Source organism: Pirellulales bacterium (genome assembly GCA_035499655.1).
Lineage (GTDB): Bacteria > Planctomycetota > Planctomycetia > Pirellulales > JADZDJ01 > DATJYL01.
In genome coordinates this window covers 1-16,731 of the sequence record DATJYL010000013.1, presented here as the reverse complement: position 1 = coordinate 16,731, position 16,731 = coordinate 1, and the positions used below count along the sequence as shown (strand labels likewise).

General features: G+C 53.3%; 16 protein-coding genes. 4 read left to right on the top strand and 12 right to left on the bottom strand.

The genetic code is table 11. The features are described from left to right. Positions 1–189: 189 nt before the first annotated feature. The 4 genes from VMJ32_00895 to VMJ32_00880 form a co-directional block, all read right to left on the bottom strand. A complete protein-coding gene (locus tag VMJ32_00895; protein ID HTQ37551.1) occupies positions 190–603 on the bottom strand; it encodes a hypothetical protein in 414 nt (137 codons plus the stop codon). A gap of 38 nt (positions 604–641) precedes the next feature. After that, complete coding sequence (locus VMJ32_00890) at positions 642–980, bottom strand: hypothetical protein (GenBank protein HTQ37550.1); 339 nt, start codon at positions 978–980, stop codon at positions 642–644. Between the two features lie 302 nt (positions 981–1,282). Beyond that, on the bottom strand, positions 1,283–2,275 hold the full coding sequence (locus VMJ32_00885) for an endonuclease/exonuclease/phosphatase family protein (GenBank protein HTQ37549.1): 993 nt from the start codon (positions 2,273–2,275) through the stop codon (positions 1,283–1,285). Positions 2,276–2,430: 155 nt separating this feature from the next. Continuing rightward, positions 2,431–2,943: a MogA/MoaB family molybdenum cofactor biosynthesis protein gene (locus tag VMJ32_00880; GenBank protein HTQ37548.1), complete on the bottom strand. Its 513-nt coding sequence runs from the start codon at positions 2,941–2,943 to the stop codon at positions 2,431–2,433. 210 nt (positions 2,944–3,153) lie between these two features. On the opposite strand from VMJ32_00880, the gene VMJ32_00875 reads away from it, so the two are divergent. Next, the gene (locus VMJ32_00875) at positions 3,154–4,368 is read left to right on the top strand and encodes a HEAT repeat domain-containing protein (GenBank protein HTQ37547.1); all 1,215 of its coding nucleotides are present in this window, start codon (positions 3,154–3,156) and stop codon (positions 4,366–4,368) included. Positions 4,369–4,374: 6 nt separating this feature from the next. Here VMJ32_00875 and VMJ32_00870 read toward each other — a convergent pair whose 3' ends face one another. From VMJ32_00870 to VMJ32_00845, 6 genes are all read right to left on the bottom strand, one after another. Then, the gene (locus VMJ32_00870) at positions 4,375–4,752 is read right to left on the bottom strand and encodes a CoA-binding protein (protein HTQ37546.1); all 378 of its coding nucleotides are present in this window, start codon (positions 4,750–4,752) and stop codon (positions 4,375–4,377) included. Between the two features lie 78 nt (positions 4,753–4,830). Beyond that, entirely contained in the window at positions 4,831–6,270 is a 1,440-nt protein-coding gene (locus tag VMJ32_00865) for a hypothetical protein (GenBank protein ID HTQ37545.1), read from the bottom strand. 385 nt (positions 6,271–6,655) lie between these two features. Continuing rightward, positions 6,656–7,504 (bottom strand): transglutaminase family protein, encoded by an 849-nt coding sequence (locus VMJ32_00860; GenBank protein ID HTQ37544.1) that lies wholly within the window; start codon positions 7,502–7,504, stop codon positions 6,656–6,658. A gap of 103 nt (positions 7,505–7,607) precedes the next feature. Further along, positions 7,608–8,348: a proteasome-type protease gene (locus tag VMJ32_00855; GenBank protein HTQ37543.1), complete on the bottom strand. Its 741-nt coding sequence runs from the start codon at positions 8,346–8,348 to the stop codon at positions 7,608–7,610. A 14-nt stretch (positions 8,349–8,362) separates the two neighbouring features. Next, positions 8,363–9,349 carry an alpha-E domain-containing protein gene (locus tag VMJ32_00850; protein ID HTQ37542.1) on the bottom strand — a complete coding sequence of 329 codons (987 nt, stop codon included), beginning with the start codon at positions 9,347–9,349 and terminating at the stop codon, positions 8,363–8,365. Positions 9,350–9,410: 61 nt separating this feature from the next. Then, positions 9,411–10,895, bottom strand: a complete 1,485-nt coding sequence (locus VMJ32_00845; protein ID HTQ37541.1) for a circularly permuted type 2 ATP-grasp protein — start codon at positions 10,893–10,895, stop codon at positions 9,411–9,413. Between the two features lie 551 nt (positions 10,896–11,446). Between VMJ32_00845 and ade the strand changes: the two genes are divergently transcribed. Then, the gene (gene ade / locus VMJ32_00840; protein HTQ37540.1) at positions 11,447–13,105 is read left to right on the top strand and encodes an adenine deaminase; all 1,659 of its coding nucleotides are present in this window, start codon (positions 11,447–11,449) and stop codon (positions 13,103–13,105) included. A 44-nt stretch (positions 13,106–13,149) separates the two neighbouring features. On the opposite strand, the gene VMJ32_00835 is transcribed toward ade, so the two are convergent. Beyond that, positions 13,150–13,395, bottom strand: coding sequence for a GlsB/YeaQ/YmgE family stress response membrane protein (locus VMJ32_00835; protein HTQ37539.1), 246 nt, complete (start codon positions 13,393–13,395; stop codon positions 13,150–13,152). Between the two features lie 317 nt (positions 13,396–13,712). On the opposite strand from VMJ32_00835, the gene VMJ32_00830 reads away from it, so the two are divergent. Next, positions 13,713–14,387 carry a sigma-70 family RNA polymerase sigma factor gene (locus tag VMJ32_00830; GenBank protein HTQ37538.1) on the top strand — a complete coding sequence of 225 codons (675 nt, stop codon included), beginning with the start codon at positions 13,713–13,715 and terminating at the stop codon, positions 14,385–14,387. A 100-nt stretch (positions 14,388–14,487) separates the two neighbouring features. Beyond that, complete coding sequence (locus tag VMJ32_00825; GenBank protein HTQ37537.1) at positions 14,488–15,987, top strand: hypothetical protein; 1,500 nt, start codon at positions 14,488–14,490, stop codon at positions 15,985–15,987. A gap of 66 nt (positions 15,988–16,053) precedes the next feature. Here VMJ32_00825 and VMJ32_00820 read toward each other — a convergent pair whose 3' ends face one another. Then, entirely contained in the window at positions 16,054–16,365 is a 312-nt protein-coding gene (locus VMJ32_00820; GenBank protein HTQ37536.1) for a helix-turn-helix domain-containing protein, read from the bottom strand. Positions 16,366–16,731: the final 366 nt, after the last annotated feature.

The window sequence follows — 16,731 nt, the reverse complement described above, 5'->3', positions numbered from 1 at the left end:
TGGGACCGAAACCCACTCGTCCATCAGGCCTTCCTCACCCTTGCCGCAGCGATCATCTGTTATCGTACTTGGCTTAATGAAAGCTAGTTTTGTCCGGTGGCTCTTAGGCAAATTGACAAAGCTGGAAGCATGTGGGGTTTTGTCGCCGTTGGGACGGCATCCCAAAGGACGATTGGTTGAGGAACGTGTTTACTGCGTGGGCCACAATTGGTGTAGCAACTGCACTAATTCGGTGAGCAACGAGAGCCATGTGTCCCAATCGATCGCCAGTGCAGTTGGAGCGCGACTGCTTGATTGTCGGCAGACACTCGCGGGAGTTGGTGATGGCGTGGGCTCGATAAAACTTTCCAAATACTGGCCGACCGCCAACACGAGATTCAACAGTTGCGGGTTGTTTTGGATGGCTTGCAACCAAGTAAACCATTTCGGATCCAGTCCGAGTGTGGTTGCCAAGTTCAACAGCAGTTCGAGCGCACTTTGCAGTTGGCTGGGGGAAGTGAACGGATCGGACAAGTCGCGGAACGAAGCCAGGGCATTCAGCAATTCGCGCAGTAGGGCGAGGTTTGGCAACGTCAATGTTCTTGTGCTGTTTGATTGATTCACGGCAGGCCTTTCAAAAAATGAGAGGAAAGATGGACAGGTTACAGTTCTTCAGGAGTCGGAGGTTGTGAATGGTTGTTGTGTGAAGCGAGCTTGTTCACCGCCCGCACGATTGCAGCGGCATCGTCTTGGCGCGCGAGGCGCTGGCTGGCCATCTCGCGCAAAAACTCATCGCGATCGATTCTGTGTTCGCTGCGTTGGGCAGCCAATTCGCAGCGAAAGTGTTGAACCAACTGGGGAATGGTTTTCGTGGCGGTGTACCAGGTGTACCATCCGAGGACCGCCGTGGCGGTAAGGTTGCTAAGCTCCGCGACCGGCGGCTGAGCGGCCAGCGCCAAGACAGCGGCGACGGCAAACAACGGACCGAGGAGCAGTTTCATGATGGGGACCGGTATTTGTGAATTTCTTGGAGAGAAAGAATGTATTGCGAGAAATGTCGAATTGGATTTGGCATGCGCATGAAAATAGCCCACAACCGGAGGCGTCCGGCGGCGGGCTCGGTGTGATACCTGTTACGAATTCAGTAACAAATTAACGGGGAAGCAAGGCAAGTAGTGATCGTGCGTACAGTATGATAGCGGAAGAAGTGGCTCAATTTCAAGAGCGTGGGCCAGCAGCCGCAAAGAGTTTTGGCTGTGTGCCGTGAGAAGTGATCGCTGCGACGACCATACATTTTGGGAAATTAACGGGAAGGGACCGCATCAGTCTTTCCGGCAAGCCGCCCGGGGGATCCGCCTTCGTAAGCGCTAAATTCGGCCCAGACTGGAAAGTGGTCGGATACTTCCAAAGCCTGGTTCAACGTGAGATTGAACTGGCGCATGATGTCGAAGACTCCGGCATGGCCGGTGAATTCCACGGTTGCCGTGCGATCGAAGATGATGTTGTCGTAGGTTTTGGTGCCGCGGGTATTTGTCGGCACTCCGGAAATTACCCAACTGATGTTCGGGATTTGTTTAAGCAGGCCGAATTTTTTTTCGTCGCCGTTGAGATCACCCATCAAAATAATATCGTCTTCTCCGCGGCCGTCGTTGCGCACGGCCCTGTAAACTTGCGCCAGGGCGTTGATTTCCGCTTCGGCCTCATCCGGCTCGGTGTGTATATCGATCAAGGTAAACGTAAATGCCTGGGCGGGGGGCGGACCTCGTGCGCGGAACGAGGCTACCAGAGGAGGGCGTTGGAATAAATCATCCTTGTCATTGACGGTGTAAATGGAACTCCGATCGACTTCCAGCGTTTGGGTGTCGAACACCATGGCGTACTGTTCTTTGCTATTGGTGCGCCCGAGGCGCGGTCCGATGACGAAATCGTAGTGCCGCCCCGTGGAGTTAATCAGGTCGATGAAGCGGGGCAGGATGTCGTCGGTGTTGGAGCGGACTTCCTGGATGTTTACTAAATCGAATTTTCGCACGGTCTCCGCCAGCACCTGCATCACTTCGGGCTTTTCGAGTTTAGTGCGGCCGAAGACTTGGATATTAAATGTGGCCAGCCGAAGCGTGCTGGAGTTGGTCGCCGGCACCGAAGCATAACTGTCGTCATTGGGGCTATAAGCGGTTGTTTGTGGACGTGGTTTGACAGAGATTTTGTCTATGCCATCCACTTGAAACCGTTGAAGGAACCAATAGCCGCCATACAACAGGGCAGTGAGCAGCAGCATGGAAACATGGCGACGACGCATTGATTTCTCCCAGGGGAGCGGGACGTTCAACGTGGAAGCACACAAGGCAAATCGATTTCAAGCCGATGCAAACGGCAAAGCGTCATCGGCAATCGTCGTACTCGCCGGGGCTGTTAAGATAGCGAGACGACAAAAACCGCTCCAGGGCAGTTATGTTATCGTTGCGCTTCGCGGACCAAGTGGCCAATTTCCGGAAGGATTAGTTTTTCCATGGCCAATCGCACTGCGGCGGTGGAACCAGGCATTGCTAGCACGACGGTGCGCTCGATGAGGCCGCCGATGGCTCGGCTGAGCATTGCGGCGGCGCCGATCTCTTGGTAGCTCAACATTCGGAAAATCTCGCCAAAGCCGGGCAAAGTTTTGGTAAGGAGACCACTGAGTGTTTCGAAGGTTTGGTCGCGGCTGCCAACACCAGTTCCGCCAGTCAGCAAAATTGCATCCAACTTAGAAAGCTGCCGAAACCGGGAAATGGTTTCACTAATTATGTGTGGCTCGTCGGGCACGATTTCCCAAGCCACGACCTGATGGCCTGCCTGTTTCAACGAGTCGACGATGGCTTTGCCGCTGGTATCGTTTTCCTGCGTGCGAGTATCGCTGATGGTAATAACCGCGGCGAAGACGTGCAGCGGCGCTTGAGCGCGATGTTCTTGAACCGATGCGGAAGACATAGCGATTGAATATCAGATGATCGAGGAACGGACCACGGTGCAGCCGCTGCAGTATGTTAGGTTAAATTCAATTTGCAAGCTGGAAACAGCCCCGCAAGCGGCATTTGAGCACAAGTGGCCTGTGGCGGCACGTGAGATTATACTTAAGAGTGGCTCAATTCTGGAACTGGCGCGACCATTTCCATGATTCAATCAGGGCAAACAGCTGCCATGGCTGAGATTATTCGACCAGTTTTCGCCTCCTTTGGAATTGCTTTGGCCTTCACGGTTGGTGTGGGGCGGGCAGATATTTTCGAGTTGAGCAATGGAGGGCAAATAACTGGCGAGCTGACCAATCGTGAGGAAACTCCCCGGCAAAAGTATGTGATTCAGACTCCAGACGGGTCAACTTTCACGTTTGAACGCGCGCAAATCAAGAAGATTACCGCACAAAGCCCGGTAGAGTTGGAGTACGAAAACATTCGCCCGACATTTGCAGATACCGCTGACGGCCAATGGCAGTTGGCCGAGTGGTGTCGTGAAAAATCGTACACGAAGGGTCGACAGACGGCGCTGGAGCGAGTGCTGCAACTTGACCCGGAAAATAAGCAGGCGCACATGGCGTTGGGATACAGCCAGGTTGACGGCCGGTGGGTACAGCAAGACCAAGCGATGCAGGAACAGGGACGCGTCCGTTACATGGGGCAATGGGTGTTTCCGCAAGAAAAAGAATTGCTCGAACAAAAGCGCAAGGACGAATTGGCGGAGAAGCAGTGGTTTATAACTTTGAAGCGATGGCGAGGGGGGTTAGACGATCCCACCAAAGCCGATGAAGTGCACGATGAATTAACCAAACTCAACGATCCGACGGCTGTTCCAGCACTGGTACAAGCACTCGATTCAGAGCGCAGCCGACAAGCGCGGGTGTGGTTTTTGGAAGCGCTAGGCAGGATTGGAACCCCGGATGCAGTGAAGGCCATCGTGGAGCATTCTTTGGGGGACTCAGATGATGAGTTGCGCTTAACGTGCTTCGATCAACTTACGGGCAATGCAGCACACTTGGCCGTGCCGTTGTATGCGGCAGACTTGAAAAGCAAGGACAATGTGCGAGTGAACCGCGCGGGCTATGCCTTGGGAAAGCTGGGGGACAAAACGGCTATTTTGCCGCTGATTGATGCGTTGGTTACGACCCACACATTTACGATCGACGAGGGTTCGAGCAATCCAGGACAAATCAGTGCGGGATTCTCGCCGACGGGCGGAGGCGGCATGACAATGGGTTCCGCTCCCAAGCGGATCCGGCGCGAGATGACCAATCAGCAGGTGCTGGACGCATTGATTTCCCTGACCGGCGGCGTCAATTACGGTTTCGATAAAGGGGCATGGCGGAAGTGGTACGCTTCCGAGAAAAAGCCGACAAATGTGGACACGCGGCGGACAGAGTAAGCGGTGCTATTCTGCGAGGGCTGCCGGGTTGAGCCCCACGGCAACAATACTGCACGCCTGCACGGTGTTGAGTCCCAACGAACGGGCTTTTTCCACCACTAGCGGGCTGTCGCTTCCCGGGTTAAGCCATAATTCGTCACAACCGCGGGCAGCGATTTCGTCGAGCATTTCTAGACCAATTGCCGGCGGGAGGTAAATGCTGATGCGGTCTAGTTTTCCGGCCGGCAGCTCCGCCAAAGAGCGATAGACTTTGAGACCTTCGATTTCGCCACCTTTGGGGTTCACCGGATATACCGTGTAACCCATTTGCCGGTGTGCGCGGACGGATTTATTGCCGAATTTTGAACGGTCTGAACTGGCACCAAGAATTGCAACGGTGGGCATGGTGGCGGAATGGGGTTTTAACACAGGCTGGCAATCGTCCATTATCGAATCCAGCAACGACCGACGATGGAAAAGTCGTTAGGCAGCTTGGTCCACGGCGGACACGTTCGGCTTGCGTTTGGTAAAAGACCATTGTCCGAGCACTGAAAGGGCGACGCGGTCTTCCAAGTTCGGCCGGAAAATGGTCAACAAGGTCAGCGGTAAATACCAAGCCAGCAGTTGGCCTCCGCCCAAGGCATGCCAAAACTGCGTGCCGAGCATCACCGCGGCAGAACAACTCATTAAAGTGCCGAGATTTTTTTGGGCAGGCCAGATCGTCATGGTAATGCACATGGCGACAAATGCCGCGAGCACGGGAATTCGGTACACAGGATCATTGAAACTGAGTCTCCAAAAACCCTTCAAGTTTTCCATGCGGGGTAAGATCCAACCGAACATTTGTCGCAGGTTTGCAGAAAACGATGTGCCGTAGGGATGCATGTATAAAATGATCACGAGCAAAACCAACATTGCAGCCACGCCTACGGCAAACCGTTTGCCGCCGCGTTTCCAATAAAAACTGCACCAAAGCGGGAGCAGAAAAATTGGATAGTAGAACATTCCGATGGCCAAACCCAACAGAATTCCCGAAATCAACGGTCGGCGATACATCGCTACTGCCCAAACCAGCAAAGCGGCCAACGATACATGGTAGACCTGACCGATGTGTGCCGACGAATCCATGTAGTGGCCGGTAAGAATGGCCGTGTAAGGGAGCAGTAAATATAACACGGCTGCAGCGATGCCCGTTTTGATGTTGTCGAAATGCCGATAGCCAATCAGCACCAGGCCAATAATGATCGCCAAATAGGAAAAGATGGCAACGGTCCTGGCGGTCGCCAGCTTCAGCGAATTTTGAGATTCCTCCGCGAGCGTTGAATTGGCAGATTCGGATTGATGATTGGCTTGGAAAACAAAACGAGTGGGCAACTGGAAAATTTCGAATACCCAAGGATATCCTGGCCCGTAGAGAACTAATGGTTCCTCAGCAGCGGGATTTTCTGTTTTTTCACGATCGGCTTGGGGTTGAGATAGCGCCGGGTTTTCACTCGTCGAGGCAGCGGGTACATCCGCAGCAGGTTTTGAGTCAGGGCTCTCGGTGGATCGATTGGTGGCCACATTTGCCATCAGGAAGATTAACAACGATAAACCGAGGAAGGTAAGCCCACCCACGGAAAGATTCGGCTCCAGAAGAGGTCGCCTGACCATCATAGGATCCAATAACATGCGCACAAGGAATAGGCCGCCAATCACAAACAGCCAGATGTAACCAGTTTGTTCGTGGGCGGGAGACCCTTTTTCTTGTCCGTAGATGACAAAGAGCAAGCCGGGAGCCAGAAGAATCAGGCCGATTAAATCAAGATTCCGTACGCTCCAGAGGCGATTGAACTTGAAGAACAACGAAATGATCAGCAAGGACGACAGGTAGACCCATGTCGTCGGACTGACTCTTTCGTAATAAAGCAGAAAATTGCTCATGGTCGGCAATCCGACAATTGGAGCTCGGTTTTTACGCCTGAGCTAACCGTGCCATAAGCTATTTCAAAATAGGAGAACCAGCTAAAGGAGTACGGTGGCAAGGGCACGATTGTATATTAGGATTCCGCTATTAAGAAAGTAGAATACGCCGTTTCTTCGAGTTTGCAAGCCCTGTTCCGGATGGAAGTTACGACTATGAGTCGCACTATCTGATCGCCTTGCAAGACCGGGCCAGAGGGCTAAAGGTAGTTTGTCGCCAAGAAGTGGAGCAGGGTCACAAGCGATTCGGTTGAAATCATTGGGCAAGCCTAATGAAATTGAAGAGGGGGCGACTGCCATGAAAATCACGGTTGTTGCCACAACCGAAGCGTGGCGCAACACGGATTCAAGAAGAAATTCGGATGACGACCTGTGAAGCCATCGAGGAAGAGGCGTCTGTGCCTCGAAAGGTACCGGTCGTGGGAGCCGCCGCTAGAGGAACCAATCCTGAAGCGATGGCGACGTGATGATCGGCCACGGCCACCCCTTGGCCAGGATCAAATCCGCGCCAGCCAGCGCCGGGTAAAAAGACCTCCGACCAGGCATGCAAATACCGGTCACCATTATTTTCAGAAAGTGACTGATAACCGCTTACAAACCGGGAAGCAAGTCCTGCGCAACGGCAAGCTTCGCAGAACAACACAGCGAAATCACGGCAGGAACCCTGACGTGTTTGCAACGTTGTTTCGGCAGGAAATGGATCACCCTGCAAGCGGATGGTTTTTCGGCAGTTTTTGCTAATCCAACCGGCTAATGCCATTAAAAATGGAACCGTTTGGCAATTGGTTTCTGCCAGAATTTGTTCAGCGAAGTGCGCCACAGAACTGTCGCCTGCTGGGGCGGCGGTGCGATAAGGGTATAAAGCGGCGTCGATTTCCGGGGGATATCGAATGGGCAGTTCTACTGCGGCGTTATCTAGCAAATAGTCGAAAGGATTTGTACGAGTGATTTCCACGACGCTGTTAACGGTAAGCGACAACATGCAGGTGGGGCTGTTGAACCAACATTGCGTGGCCATGTTGCCTTCCACGTCAAGGTATTCGCATATTCCCGCGGGTTGCGGCTCCACAGAAAGTTGGTACCGGAGCAAGCGTTGCGAAACATCTTCTCGAGGACGCAGTCGCACGGTGAAAGGATCGCAAAAAACCGTTCGGCTATAGTTGTAACGGGTGGTGTGTTTAATGTGGAACAGCATCGGGGCCACAGAACGACGGGAATCGGAATTGGTATCGTGACAAGCTAAACAGCAGCGAGCGGCTTTGCAGTTGAGCTTCCTGCACCCTTTTCAGCAATCGCTTTTACCCACTGATGGGAATGGTTTCGGTGTGTCGTCGTTCCATGCGTGCAAAGGCTTTCTCGAGCCATTGCGAAGGCAATTCGCTGAGCGATGCGCGCAGGCGTTCCTGCCACCATTGGCAGCTTTCCGCCAAGTCGGCCTTTTCGTATCGATACTCGTACATCTCTTGACCGCCGCTTTCAAACACAACAACGTCGAGGGGAAAATCGACAGTGGCGCTGCTGATCCGCGTGCTGTCGAAGGCCAATGTGCCCACTTTGAGAGCCAGTTGCATGCCATCGGAGTATTTGAGTGTTCGGTCCAGGATCGGTTTTCCGTAACCAGTTTCACCAATAATGCAATACGGCGTTCCTGCGCCAACTTCCACCCAATTGCCTTGCGGATAAAGCAGGTACAGTTTATGTTCGCGATCATGCTTCATCTGACCGCCAACCAGGGCGTGAAAATTAAACAGCAGCTTGCTATTTTCCAGTGCCTCCTTGTCTTCGGCAGCGACGCGGCGGGTTTGGGAAGCAAGAGCATTCAGTGCTTTGTGCAAACGATCGAATTCTGAAGTGGTTTCGTCCAGAGTTTCCTCGAAGTACGTAATAATTTTGTCTCGCACGCTGCGGAGCCCTGAGGTCATTACAAATAGTGGGTGCCCGGCGTGATGAAACACGACAAGCTTCCGAGCGGTAATACATTCCGCCCCGGAAGTGATTCGGGTATCGGCAATTCCCACCAGACCTTTTTCTACCTTCATACCAAGGCAAAAAGTCATTGAGGGGCTCCATGTCGAGTTGAAGTGGGAGAGGCTACCGTGCGCTGTGCGAAAAAAGTTGTGTGAATTGCATCGCCGACGAGATTTAGATTATTTTGAAAACTGTCGATGAATTCGTGCAGCCCACGTTCAATAATGTCGCCAATTTGGGCATAATCTAGCTCAGAGCGAAGCTGGCCCAAACGGCGTTCCGCCTGATTGCGAAAGGTGGTCGGAGCGGTGCCGGTGACGGCATGCAACGACTCTTCCGCACCGCGCAAGCAAAAACGCAGGGCTCTGGGGAATTCGGCGTTGAGAATTAAAAACTCCACGACCTCGGTCGGAGTAATTTGCCCATGTCGCTTGCGATACATTTCCAAGGCGCTGGCGGATTTCAGCAAGGCGGACCATTGAATGGCGTCGGTGGGAGTGCCCACATCGGACACGCTGGGCAACAGAATGTAATACTTGACATCCAAGATACGGGAAGTTTTGTCGGCGCGTTCCAACAAGCGGCCCATCTGGGCAAAATGCCACGCTTCCCCGCGCGACATGGTGGCTTCCATAATGCCCACGATTAACTGTCCGCTTCTCTTGACGGTGTTAAAGAACTCGAAAGGATTGTCGGCGGCTCGTCCGTTACGGGCCGCCTCTTTCACCAGCAGATAAAACTTGTTGAGTTCCTCCCACACGGGCGCGGCGATGATTTCGCGGACGGTACGGGCGTTTTCGCGGGCAAACTTCAGACAGGAAACGATGGAATTAGGATTTTCCTCGTCAAAAGCCAGCATGGCGACGGCGTTTTTTTGATTCGCCGTGCCATATCGTTGATAGAATTGTTCGTGATCGCCGCTGGTGTAAATCAGCGGATCCCATTGGTTGGCCAGCGTGCCGCCGAGGTCGAGGGTGAGATTTAGATTGACATCGACGAACCGCGCGGCGTTTTCTGCACGCTCGATGTAGCGGCTCATCCAGAAGACGCAATCGGCCACTCTGCTGAGCATGTTCTATCCGCCTGGAACTTGCCATGTTTCGCCGCGTAGGCCCGCGGGACATGATAAAGTATTAGGAACTTGTCGAGAGAATGCGCTGTGTTTGGGTTTGGAGCGGTGACATCTCGGGTTGCAAAACCCAGGTATCTTTGCTGCCGCCACCCTGAGACGAATTGACGACCAACGAACCGCGTTGTAACGCCACCCTGGTAAGGCCACCGGGGAGGACGAAAATATCTTCACCGTACAAAATGTAGGGTCTTAAATCCACGTGACGCCCCTCGAAGTGATCGTCCACTAAGGATGGCACCCGGGAGAGAGCCAGCATGGGTTGGGCGATGTACTCGCGTGGCTTTTCCTTGATTCGTTGAGCGCACGCTTCGCGTTCGGCAAGCGATGCCTTGGGACCAATCATTAAACCGTAACCGCCCGATTCGTTTGTGGGTTTCACGACGAGCTTATCAAGATTGGCCAGTACGTGATCGCACTGTTTTGGGTCGGCACAGATAAAGGTGGGCACGTTGGTCAAGATAATGTCTTCGCCCAGATAATATTTAATGATCTGCGGCACGTAGGCGTAAACGGCCTTATCGTCGGCAATACCGGTGCCCGGGGCGTTAGCCAAGGCGACGTGCCCGGCTCGATAAGCACGCATCAACCCCGGCACGCCGAGCAGCGAGTCGGCCCGGAAGGCTTCCGGATCGAGAAAGGTATCGTCAATGCGGCGGTAAATGACATCCACGCGTTGAATGCCTTGCGTGGTGCGCATAAACACATAATCGTCTAGAACAACCAAATCGCGTCCCTCGACTAATTCCACGCCCATTTGCTGGGCGAGAAACGAATGTTCGAAATAAGCGGAGTTGAAAATCCCCGGGGTGAGGACCACGACGCAGGGGTCGTCCGGCAGTTGCGGAGCCAGGTGCTGCAGGGTGCGGAGCAAACGTTCCGGATAATCTTCCACCGACCGAATGCGCAAACCTTCGAAGACTTGCGGGAAAGTGCGTTTCATCACCTCGCGATTTTCCAATACATAGGATACGCCGGAGGGGCAGCGCAAATTATCTTCCAACACATAAAACTGCCCGTCGCCGTCGCGCACCAAATCGGTGCCTGTGACATGCGCCCAAATTCCGCGTGGCGGATTCAGGTCGGCGCAGGGGGGCAAATAACATTTTCCTGATTGCAGCAAGTATTCCGGGACGACGCCGTCTTTGATGATTTGCCGGCGATTGTAAACATCGTTGATAAACAGATTGAGGGCCGTGATGCGCTGTTTCAAGCCCCGCTCGATCGTGTTCCATTCGCCTGCTTCCACGACTCGGGGGACGACATCAAACGGCCAAATTTTTTCGGTGCCCGCCTGATGTCCATACACCGTGAAGGTGATACCCAAATTCATGAGCGTGCGTTCGGCATCACGCTGGCAGCGTTGAAGTTCGCCCTCGGAAAGCGATTCGATACGGCGTACCAAGGCTTCGCACCGAGGGTGCGGAGTGCCATCGGCTTGGAACATTTCGTCGTAGAAGCCGTCGGCGGAGTAACTGTTGAATCGCATGAGCTCAGGCCACAAAAAGAGGCCAGGATTTTGGCCTCAGGATATGAGAGAAGTTTATCCCCGCGCCTTGTATGACTTGGTGGCGCCCTGCAACGGACACAGGCAACATTGCAAAGCCTATGCCACTTCTCCCGCAACAGTAACACTGTTACCGTAAGAACGAGCAAAGCTCAATTCCTCAATATGTTAGCACAACAAGATGCACTCAGGGAATGGGGGCTAATTAGGGGCTTCCCAAGGCAAAAGGTGCTTAATCCCTGTGCAGCGATGCCGAGATTGTGGAGGGCGCCAGGAGGGTAGTGGGTCGGTTGAAAAATGTAGTGTTCCCGGCGCGCCGGGATCTTCAGTTGCCAAGCGTAATGATAGGAAAACGGCTGGGAACCCTCGGCGCGCCGGTGTCAGTACTAGCTGGATAAGATTTAAACTCTACCGCCAGGATCGTTAAGTTGCCGTGGCGTTGGTCCTGCGATAACTTGAACTGCAAGTTTCCGGCCTGCCGCGTTTTTGTAAAGTTGCGGGAACCCCGCTTATATTTTTGAAGGAGTACGAACTTGCCCACCGCCAGAATTACTTCTGCCACTGGCCAAATTGTCGACATTTTGGGACATCGGATTTTCCCCGGCACCGTGCATATTGCCAACGGGCGGATCACACGGATCGAGGAAACAGCCAATGCGGGAAGCAGTTTTCTATTACCCGGTTTTGTGGATGCCCACGTACATATCGAAAGTTCCATGCTGGTGCCCAGCGAGTTTGGCCGCTTGGCGGTGGTGCATGGAACGGTAGCCACGGTTTCGGATCCGCACGAAATTGCCAACGTGTTGGGGACGCCTGGCATTCGTTACATGATCGAAGACGCACGAAACTCGCCATTGAAATTTCAGTTTGGGGCATCGAGTTGCGTGCCCGCCTGCAGCTTTGATCGCTCTGGAGCAGTGCTAGATGCGGCAGAAGTGGCTCGGATTCTTGACGATCCACAGATCAAGTACCTCTCCGAAATGATGAACTTTCCCGGCGTGTTGCATGACGACTCGGAGGTGATGGCCAAAATTCGCGCCGCGCATCAGCGTCACAAGCCGGTTGATGGCCATGCACCGGGATTACGTGGCGAAGGATTAAAGAAATACGCCGCTGCGGGAATTACGACCGATCACGAAAGCTTTACGTATGAGGAAGGGAAAGAAAAAATTGGCTTGGGCATTAAATGTTTAATTCGAGAAGGATCAGCCGCCAAGAATTTTGAAGCATTGTATCCACTGGTTGGCCAATATCCGGAAATGTGCATGTTTTGCAGTGACGATAAACACCCAAACGATTTGGTGGTGGGGCACATCAATCAGTTGGTCGTGCGAGCAATTCAGCGCGGTCAGCCAATGTTTGCTGTGTTGCGTGCGGCCTGTGTCAACCCTGTGTTGCACTACAAGTTAGATGTGGGATTGCTGCGGCCGGGTGATGCTGCTGACTTTATCGAGGTCGACAATCTCGAGCAGTTCAACGTTCTCCGAACCGTCATCGATGGTCGAGTCGTTGCTGAACGCGGCCGCACACCGCTGGAACGGATAGTGCCGCCAATTGTCAATCAGTTCCGTGCGGCGCCGATAGCAATCGATCGATTGGGAGTGCCGGCTTCGAAAGAATCGGGTTCGAGATTACGAGTGATTGAAGCCATTGACGGGCAAATTGTCACCGGACAATTGCGAGTTGCACCGAAAATTGAGAACGGACACGTTGTATCCAATGTAGCCGACGACGTTCTAAAGATTGTCCTGGTCGATCGATACAATGGCGGAAGGCCGGCGATTGGATTTATCAAGAATTTTGGGATCCGACACGGTGCAATTGCTTCGACGGTATCTCATGACTCGCATAATCTGTTGGCGGTTGGCGCCGGTGATGAATCGATTGCTTGGGCAATGAATTTGCTCATTGCATGCAAAGGCGGCATTAGCTGCGTTGGAAAAGTGGGCGACGAAGCCATTGAAGCAGTGCTGCCATTGCCAATTGCTGGATTGATGTCACCTGAAGAAGGTCACCAAGTGGCCCGCGAATACTCGCGGATTGACGCTTTGGCGAAAAGACTGGGCTCCAAACTCGGCGCTCCATACATGACCCTCTCGTTCATGGCCTTGTTGGTCATTCCGGCTTTAAAGCTGGGGCCTGGCGGACTATTTGACGTTGGAGAATTCAAACCCGTATCACTGTGGGAGTGACCGGTGCAAGTGCCGTGATCGTGGTGCGCGATTCTCATTTCCTTTTAGATTCTTCGCGCGCCGAAAAGCGCCCGATAAATTACCAGTACCAAAATGGCACCGATGATCGAGAGCACGAAGCGCCAGCCGGAAATCTCAAGTTGTTTGCCGATCAGGCCACCTACCACTGCTCCCAGCATGCCCAGGGCGATAGTCGGCAAACATCCGCGAAAATCGGTTGGTTCAGGAAAGAATAAGCGGGCTATCAAGCCAGCAAAGAAACCGAATATCAACCAGGATATAATTTCCATAAGGCTGTCCTTTTTGAGCGGTTTGCAAGCATTTTGCCGAGCGAAATCTTCAAGTGATTGAAAACCGGGGTCGACCAGCGGGGTTTAAATGTAAGCTGGGTATGCGGCAACAGCAACCCAGCTTGGCCGGCATCTGGTTCGTTCGTTAAGCCGGGCCTAAACTTATTGGAGAGGCACTAGGCTGCGTGATTGCCACTGGGCAGAATCGGCGGGCAGCAACGGCCAGCATCGCGTGAATTTCCTGGTAACTCGCACTTGTACAAAACACGATTCAAACGGGCTGAGGAATAACTTTGGCGATTAGCGAATCGTCCGCGATGAATCATCAGCTGCACGATCCTGATGTGCGGCTCATGCTGGAGGTGCGCGACGACAAGGCGGCCGCCTTTGAGGAGTTAATGCTGCGTTACCAAAACCGCTTAGTGACCGTGCTGGAACACCTTGTTGGACGCCGCGATTTAGCCGAAGACCTTGCGCAAGACGTATTCTTGCGTGTCTACCGAGCTCGCAAGCGGTATGTGCCAGGGGCGAAGTTTTCTACGTGGCTATTCACGATTGCCAATAATGTGGCTTCCAATGCGTTGCGTAGTCAATCGCGTCGACGTGAAGTGAATTTGAGGGGGAAGCCGGGGGAATCAACCGGCGCACACACATTGGACCAAATGGTCCAGGACGCCAGCAGCCTAATGCCCTCTCGTCAAGTCGATAAGTCTGAAATGCGCGAAGTAGTACGTGAGGCCGTAGGAACCCTAAACGAAAGGCAGCGTTTAGCGGTGCTGCTGAGCAAGTTCGAAAACATGAGTTACGAAGATATAGCCCAGACGATGCAAATGACACCGCAAGCAATTAAGTCGTTGTTATCGCGCGCGCGAGGAAATTTGCGAGCCGTCTTGGAACCGTATCTGGAACGTGGGGAGTTAAATGCGAAGCATCATGACGGAGCGCGAAACATCCCCAAAACTGGATTTGACACTTCGGTGTCAGAGGCATGAAAGATAAGTCCATCATTGAAATTGCAGAATCAAATTTTTCCATGTATTTCGCTGCTTAGAATATTTTGAATTGCCAAGGGTAATTTGCTGGTTGTTCATTATGTCCGACGCTCCATCCAATCTTCCGAATCTCGATCAGCTAGACGAGCAGTTAGTCGCTTACCTGGATGGCGAGCTAGAGCCACAGGCTGCGCGGCAAATCGAAAACACGCTGGCCACCGATGAGCGTGCTCGAAAGCGACTCAATCAGTTGGCATCGTCCTGGGATTTGCTGGATCAGCTTCCACGGGCCACGGTGGACGATTTATTTACACGAACTACCGTCGAGATGGTCGCCCTAGCCGCGGAAGACGAAGTTGCGCAAGACAGAGTTGGCGATCCCGCTAAGCGTCGACGTCGCTGGTTGGAAGGGGGCATAGCGACTTTAGCGGCCGCGGTAGTGGGCTTTGTAGTCGTCGCGATGGTGATGCCCGACCAGAACGACGCACTGCTCCGCGATTTGCCCGTAGTGAAAAATTTGGAGCTCTATCAAGACGTGGGTGATATCGAATTGCTTAAGCAACTTCAAAAAGCAAACTTGTTCGCGGAGGATGCAAACTCCTTTCTGGCCAACAAGACTTCGGCAAACGAGGCACATATCGCACCTTCAATTATCAATATACCCCCGTTGATTCCCGCCTCGCTCCAAGAGCGTCGGGCCTGGGTGGAATCACAAAGCCCTGCGGATAAGGTTGCATTGCGTGACGAGTTTGAAAAGTTTTCTGCTTTGCCGGTAAAGCAACAACAATCGCTGCGTGAATTTGACGAACAACTCAGTTCGGATCAAGACAACGCCCAATTGCGGCGGATCATGCAGCGGTATTACGACTGGCTTAAAACGCTCACGTCGACGGATCGGGCCACTGTCTTGGAAGAAGCAGATCCGCTTGAGCGCGTGAAGTCTATCAATAATCTCAAGCAGCGTGAAATGCAGCAAGCGTTTGCACTGCTCGATCCCGGCCAAATTATATTAAAGGATCGGGACAGTGCGGCTGTGCTCCGATGGATGCGCGACTTTGCCGAAAATCACGAAGTGGAATTGACTTCAGCGCAGGCGGACTCTAAACGTCCCGATTCGCAAAAATCAGATGAACGACGCCGGCGCAGGCCATTGGCTGGGATCGCCTGGCAAGAGTGGTGGAGCCCGACGGCTACTGGTACGCCACCGGTGACGCCCGCAGACATCCATTCGCTCCACGCACTTTTGTCGTCTGAAAAGCAAGAGGAATTAGATGCGGAGACGGGTCTGACAGCTCAGGTGCAATTGATCCGCCAATGGATTCAGCGGGCTTCGAGCGAATTGCGAGAATTTGAAATGCAAGCCTTTGGACGCGGAGGCCCGCCACAAAATTTCGGCCGTCTGAGACAATACGAAGAGCAGATGCCAGCCGACGAAAAGAAAGAATTGGAGGGCTTATCGGGCGCGGAAAGATGGCGCAAGCTGATGGAGTTATATCAGAAGCATCGTTCGGCCGATGTGCAGCGGCCAAGCGGCTCAACGCCCCGGCAGTCTAACGATTCTGCCGCGCCTGGTGCGGCCAAATCGGATGATCGCGAATGAACGCCAGAGCGACAGCCAGACGATTTTGAAAATGTGGCGCCATGCGATGAGTTTCCCCGGTTGGATTTATCCCGCCGCAGGCAATAGATATTTCAGGCGAGCCTTGGCTACCGCTTTGTCACGGGCTTTTAGCGATCGTACGCGACACAGTCTGCATGGGGCATGCACCAATCCACCGCAACCCTGGCAGCGGATAGGTGGAAGCGAACAGTCGATATCTTCATTGGGGATTGTGACGGGATAATTAGGCCGTTTGCCGGAGGCAATCGCGGCCACAGAACCGCGGCTAATTCCCAAATCGCGCGCGATTTGCCGCTGCGATATATTTCCCCGTGCCAGCAGCCGGCGAACTTCGTCCACTTTGGCTAACGACAACATTTTTTCTTCCTGTTACACCTGTCGTGTCCAAGAGTCGGGTAGGCAGCGTTGTTTTCTTCTCTGGTGTTTGTAGGAGCCGACCAATGGCCAGACATCCTGGGACCAACAATTTGGCGTCTGAAATTCATTCCCAGTCGGCATCGTCCCAGAGCTCTTCTGGCGGAGTCTCTGAGTCGTCCTGAGCGGCATCAAAATCGAAGTCATCATAGATTTCATCGACGAGGGGTGTCAGTCGGCGCTTAAAACCAGCCACCCATCGGCGCATTAAAACCAGCCAGCTTGAGCACGGACGATTTGGCCTAATGGCCTTCTTAGCGGCAATTGCCGCGGAAGGAGGCCAAGATGGCGAATCGACTCAAGATGGCC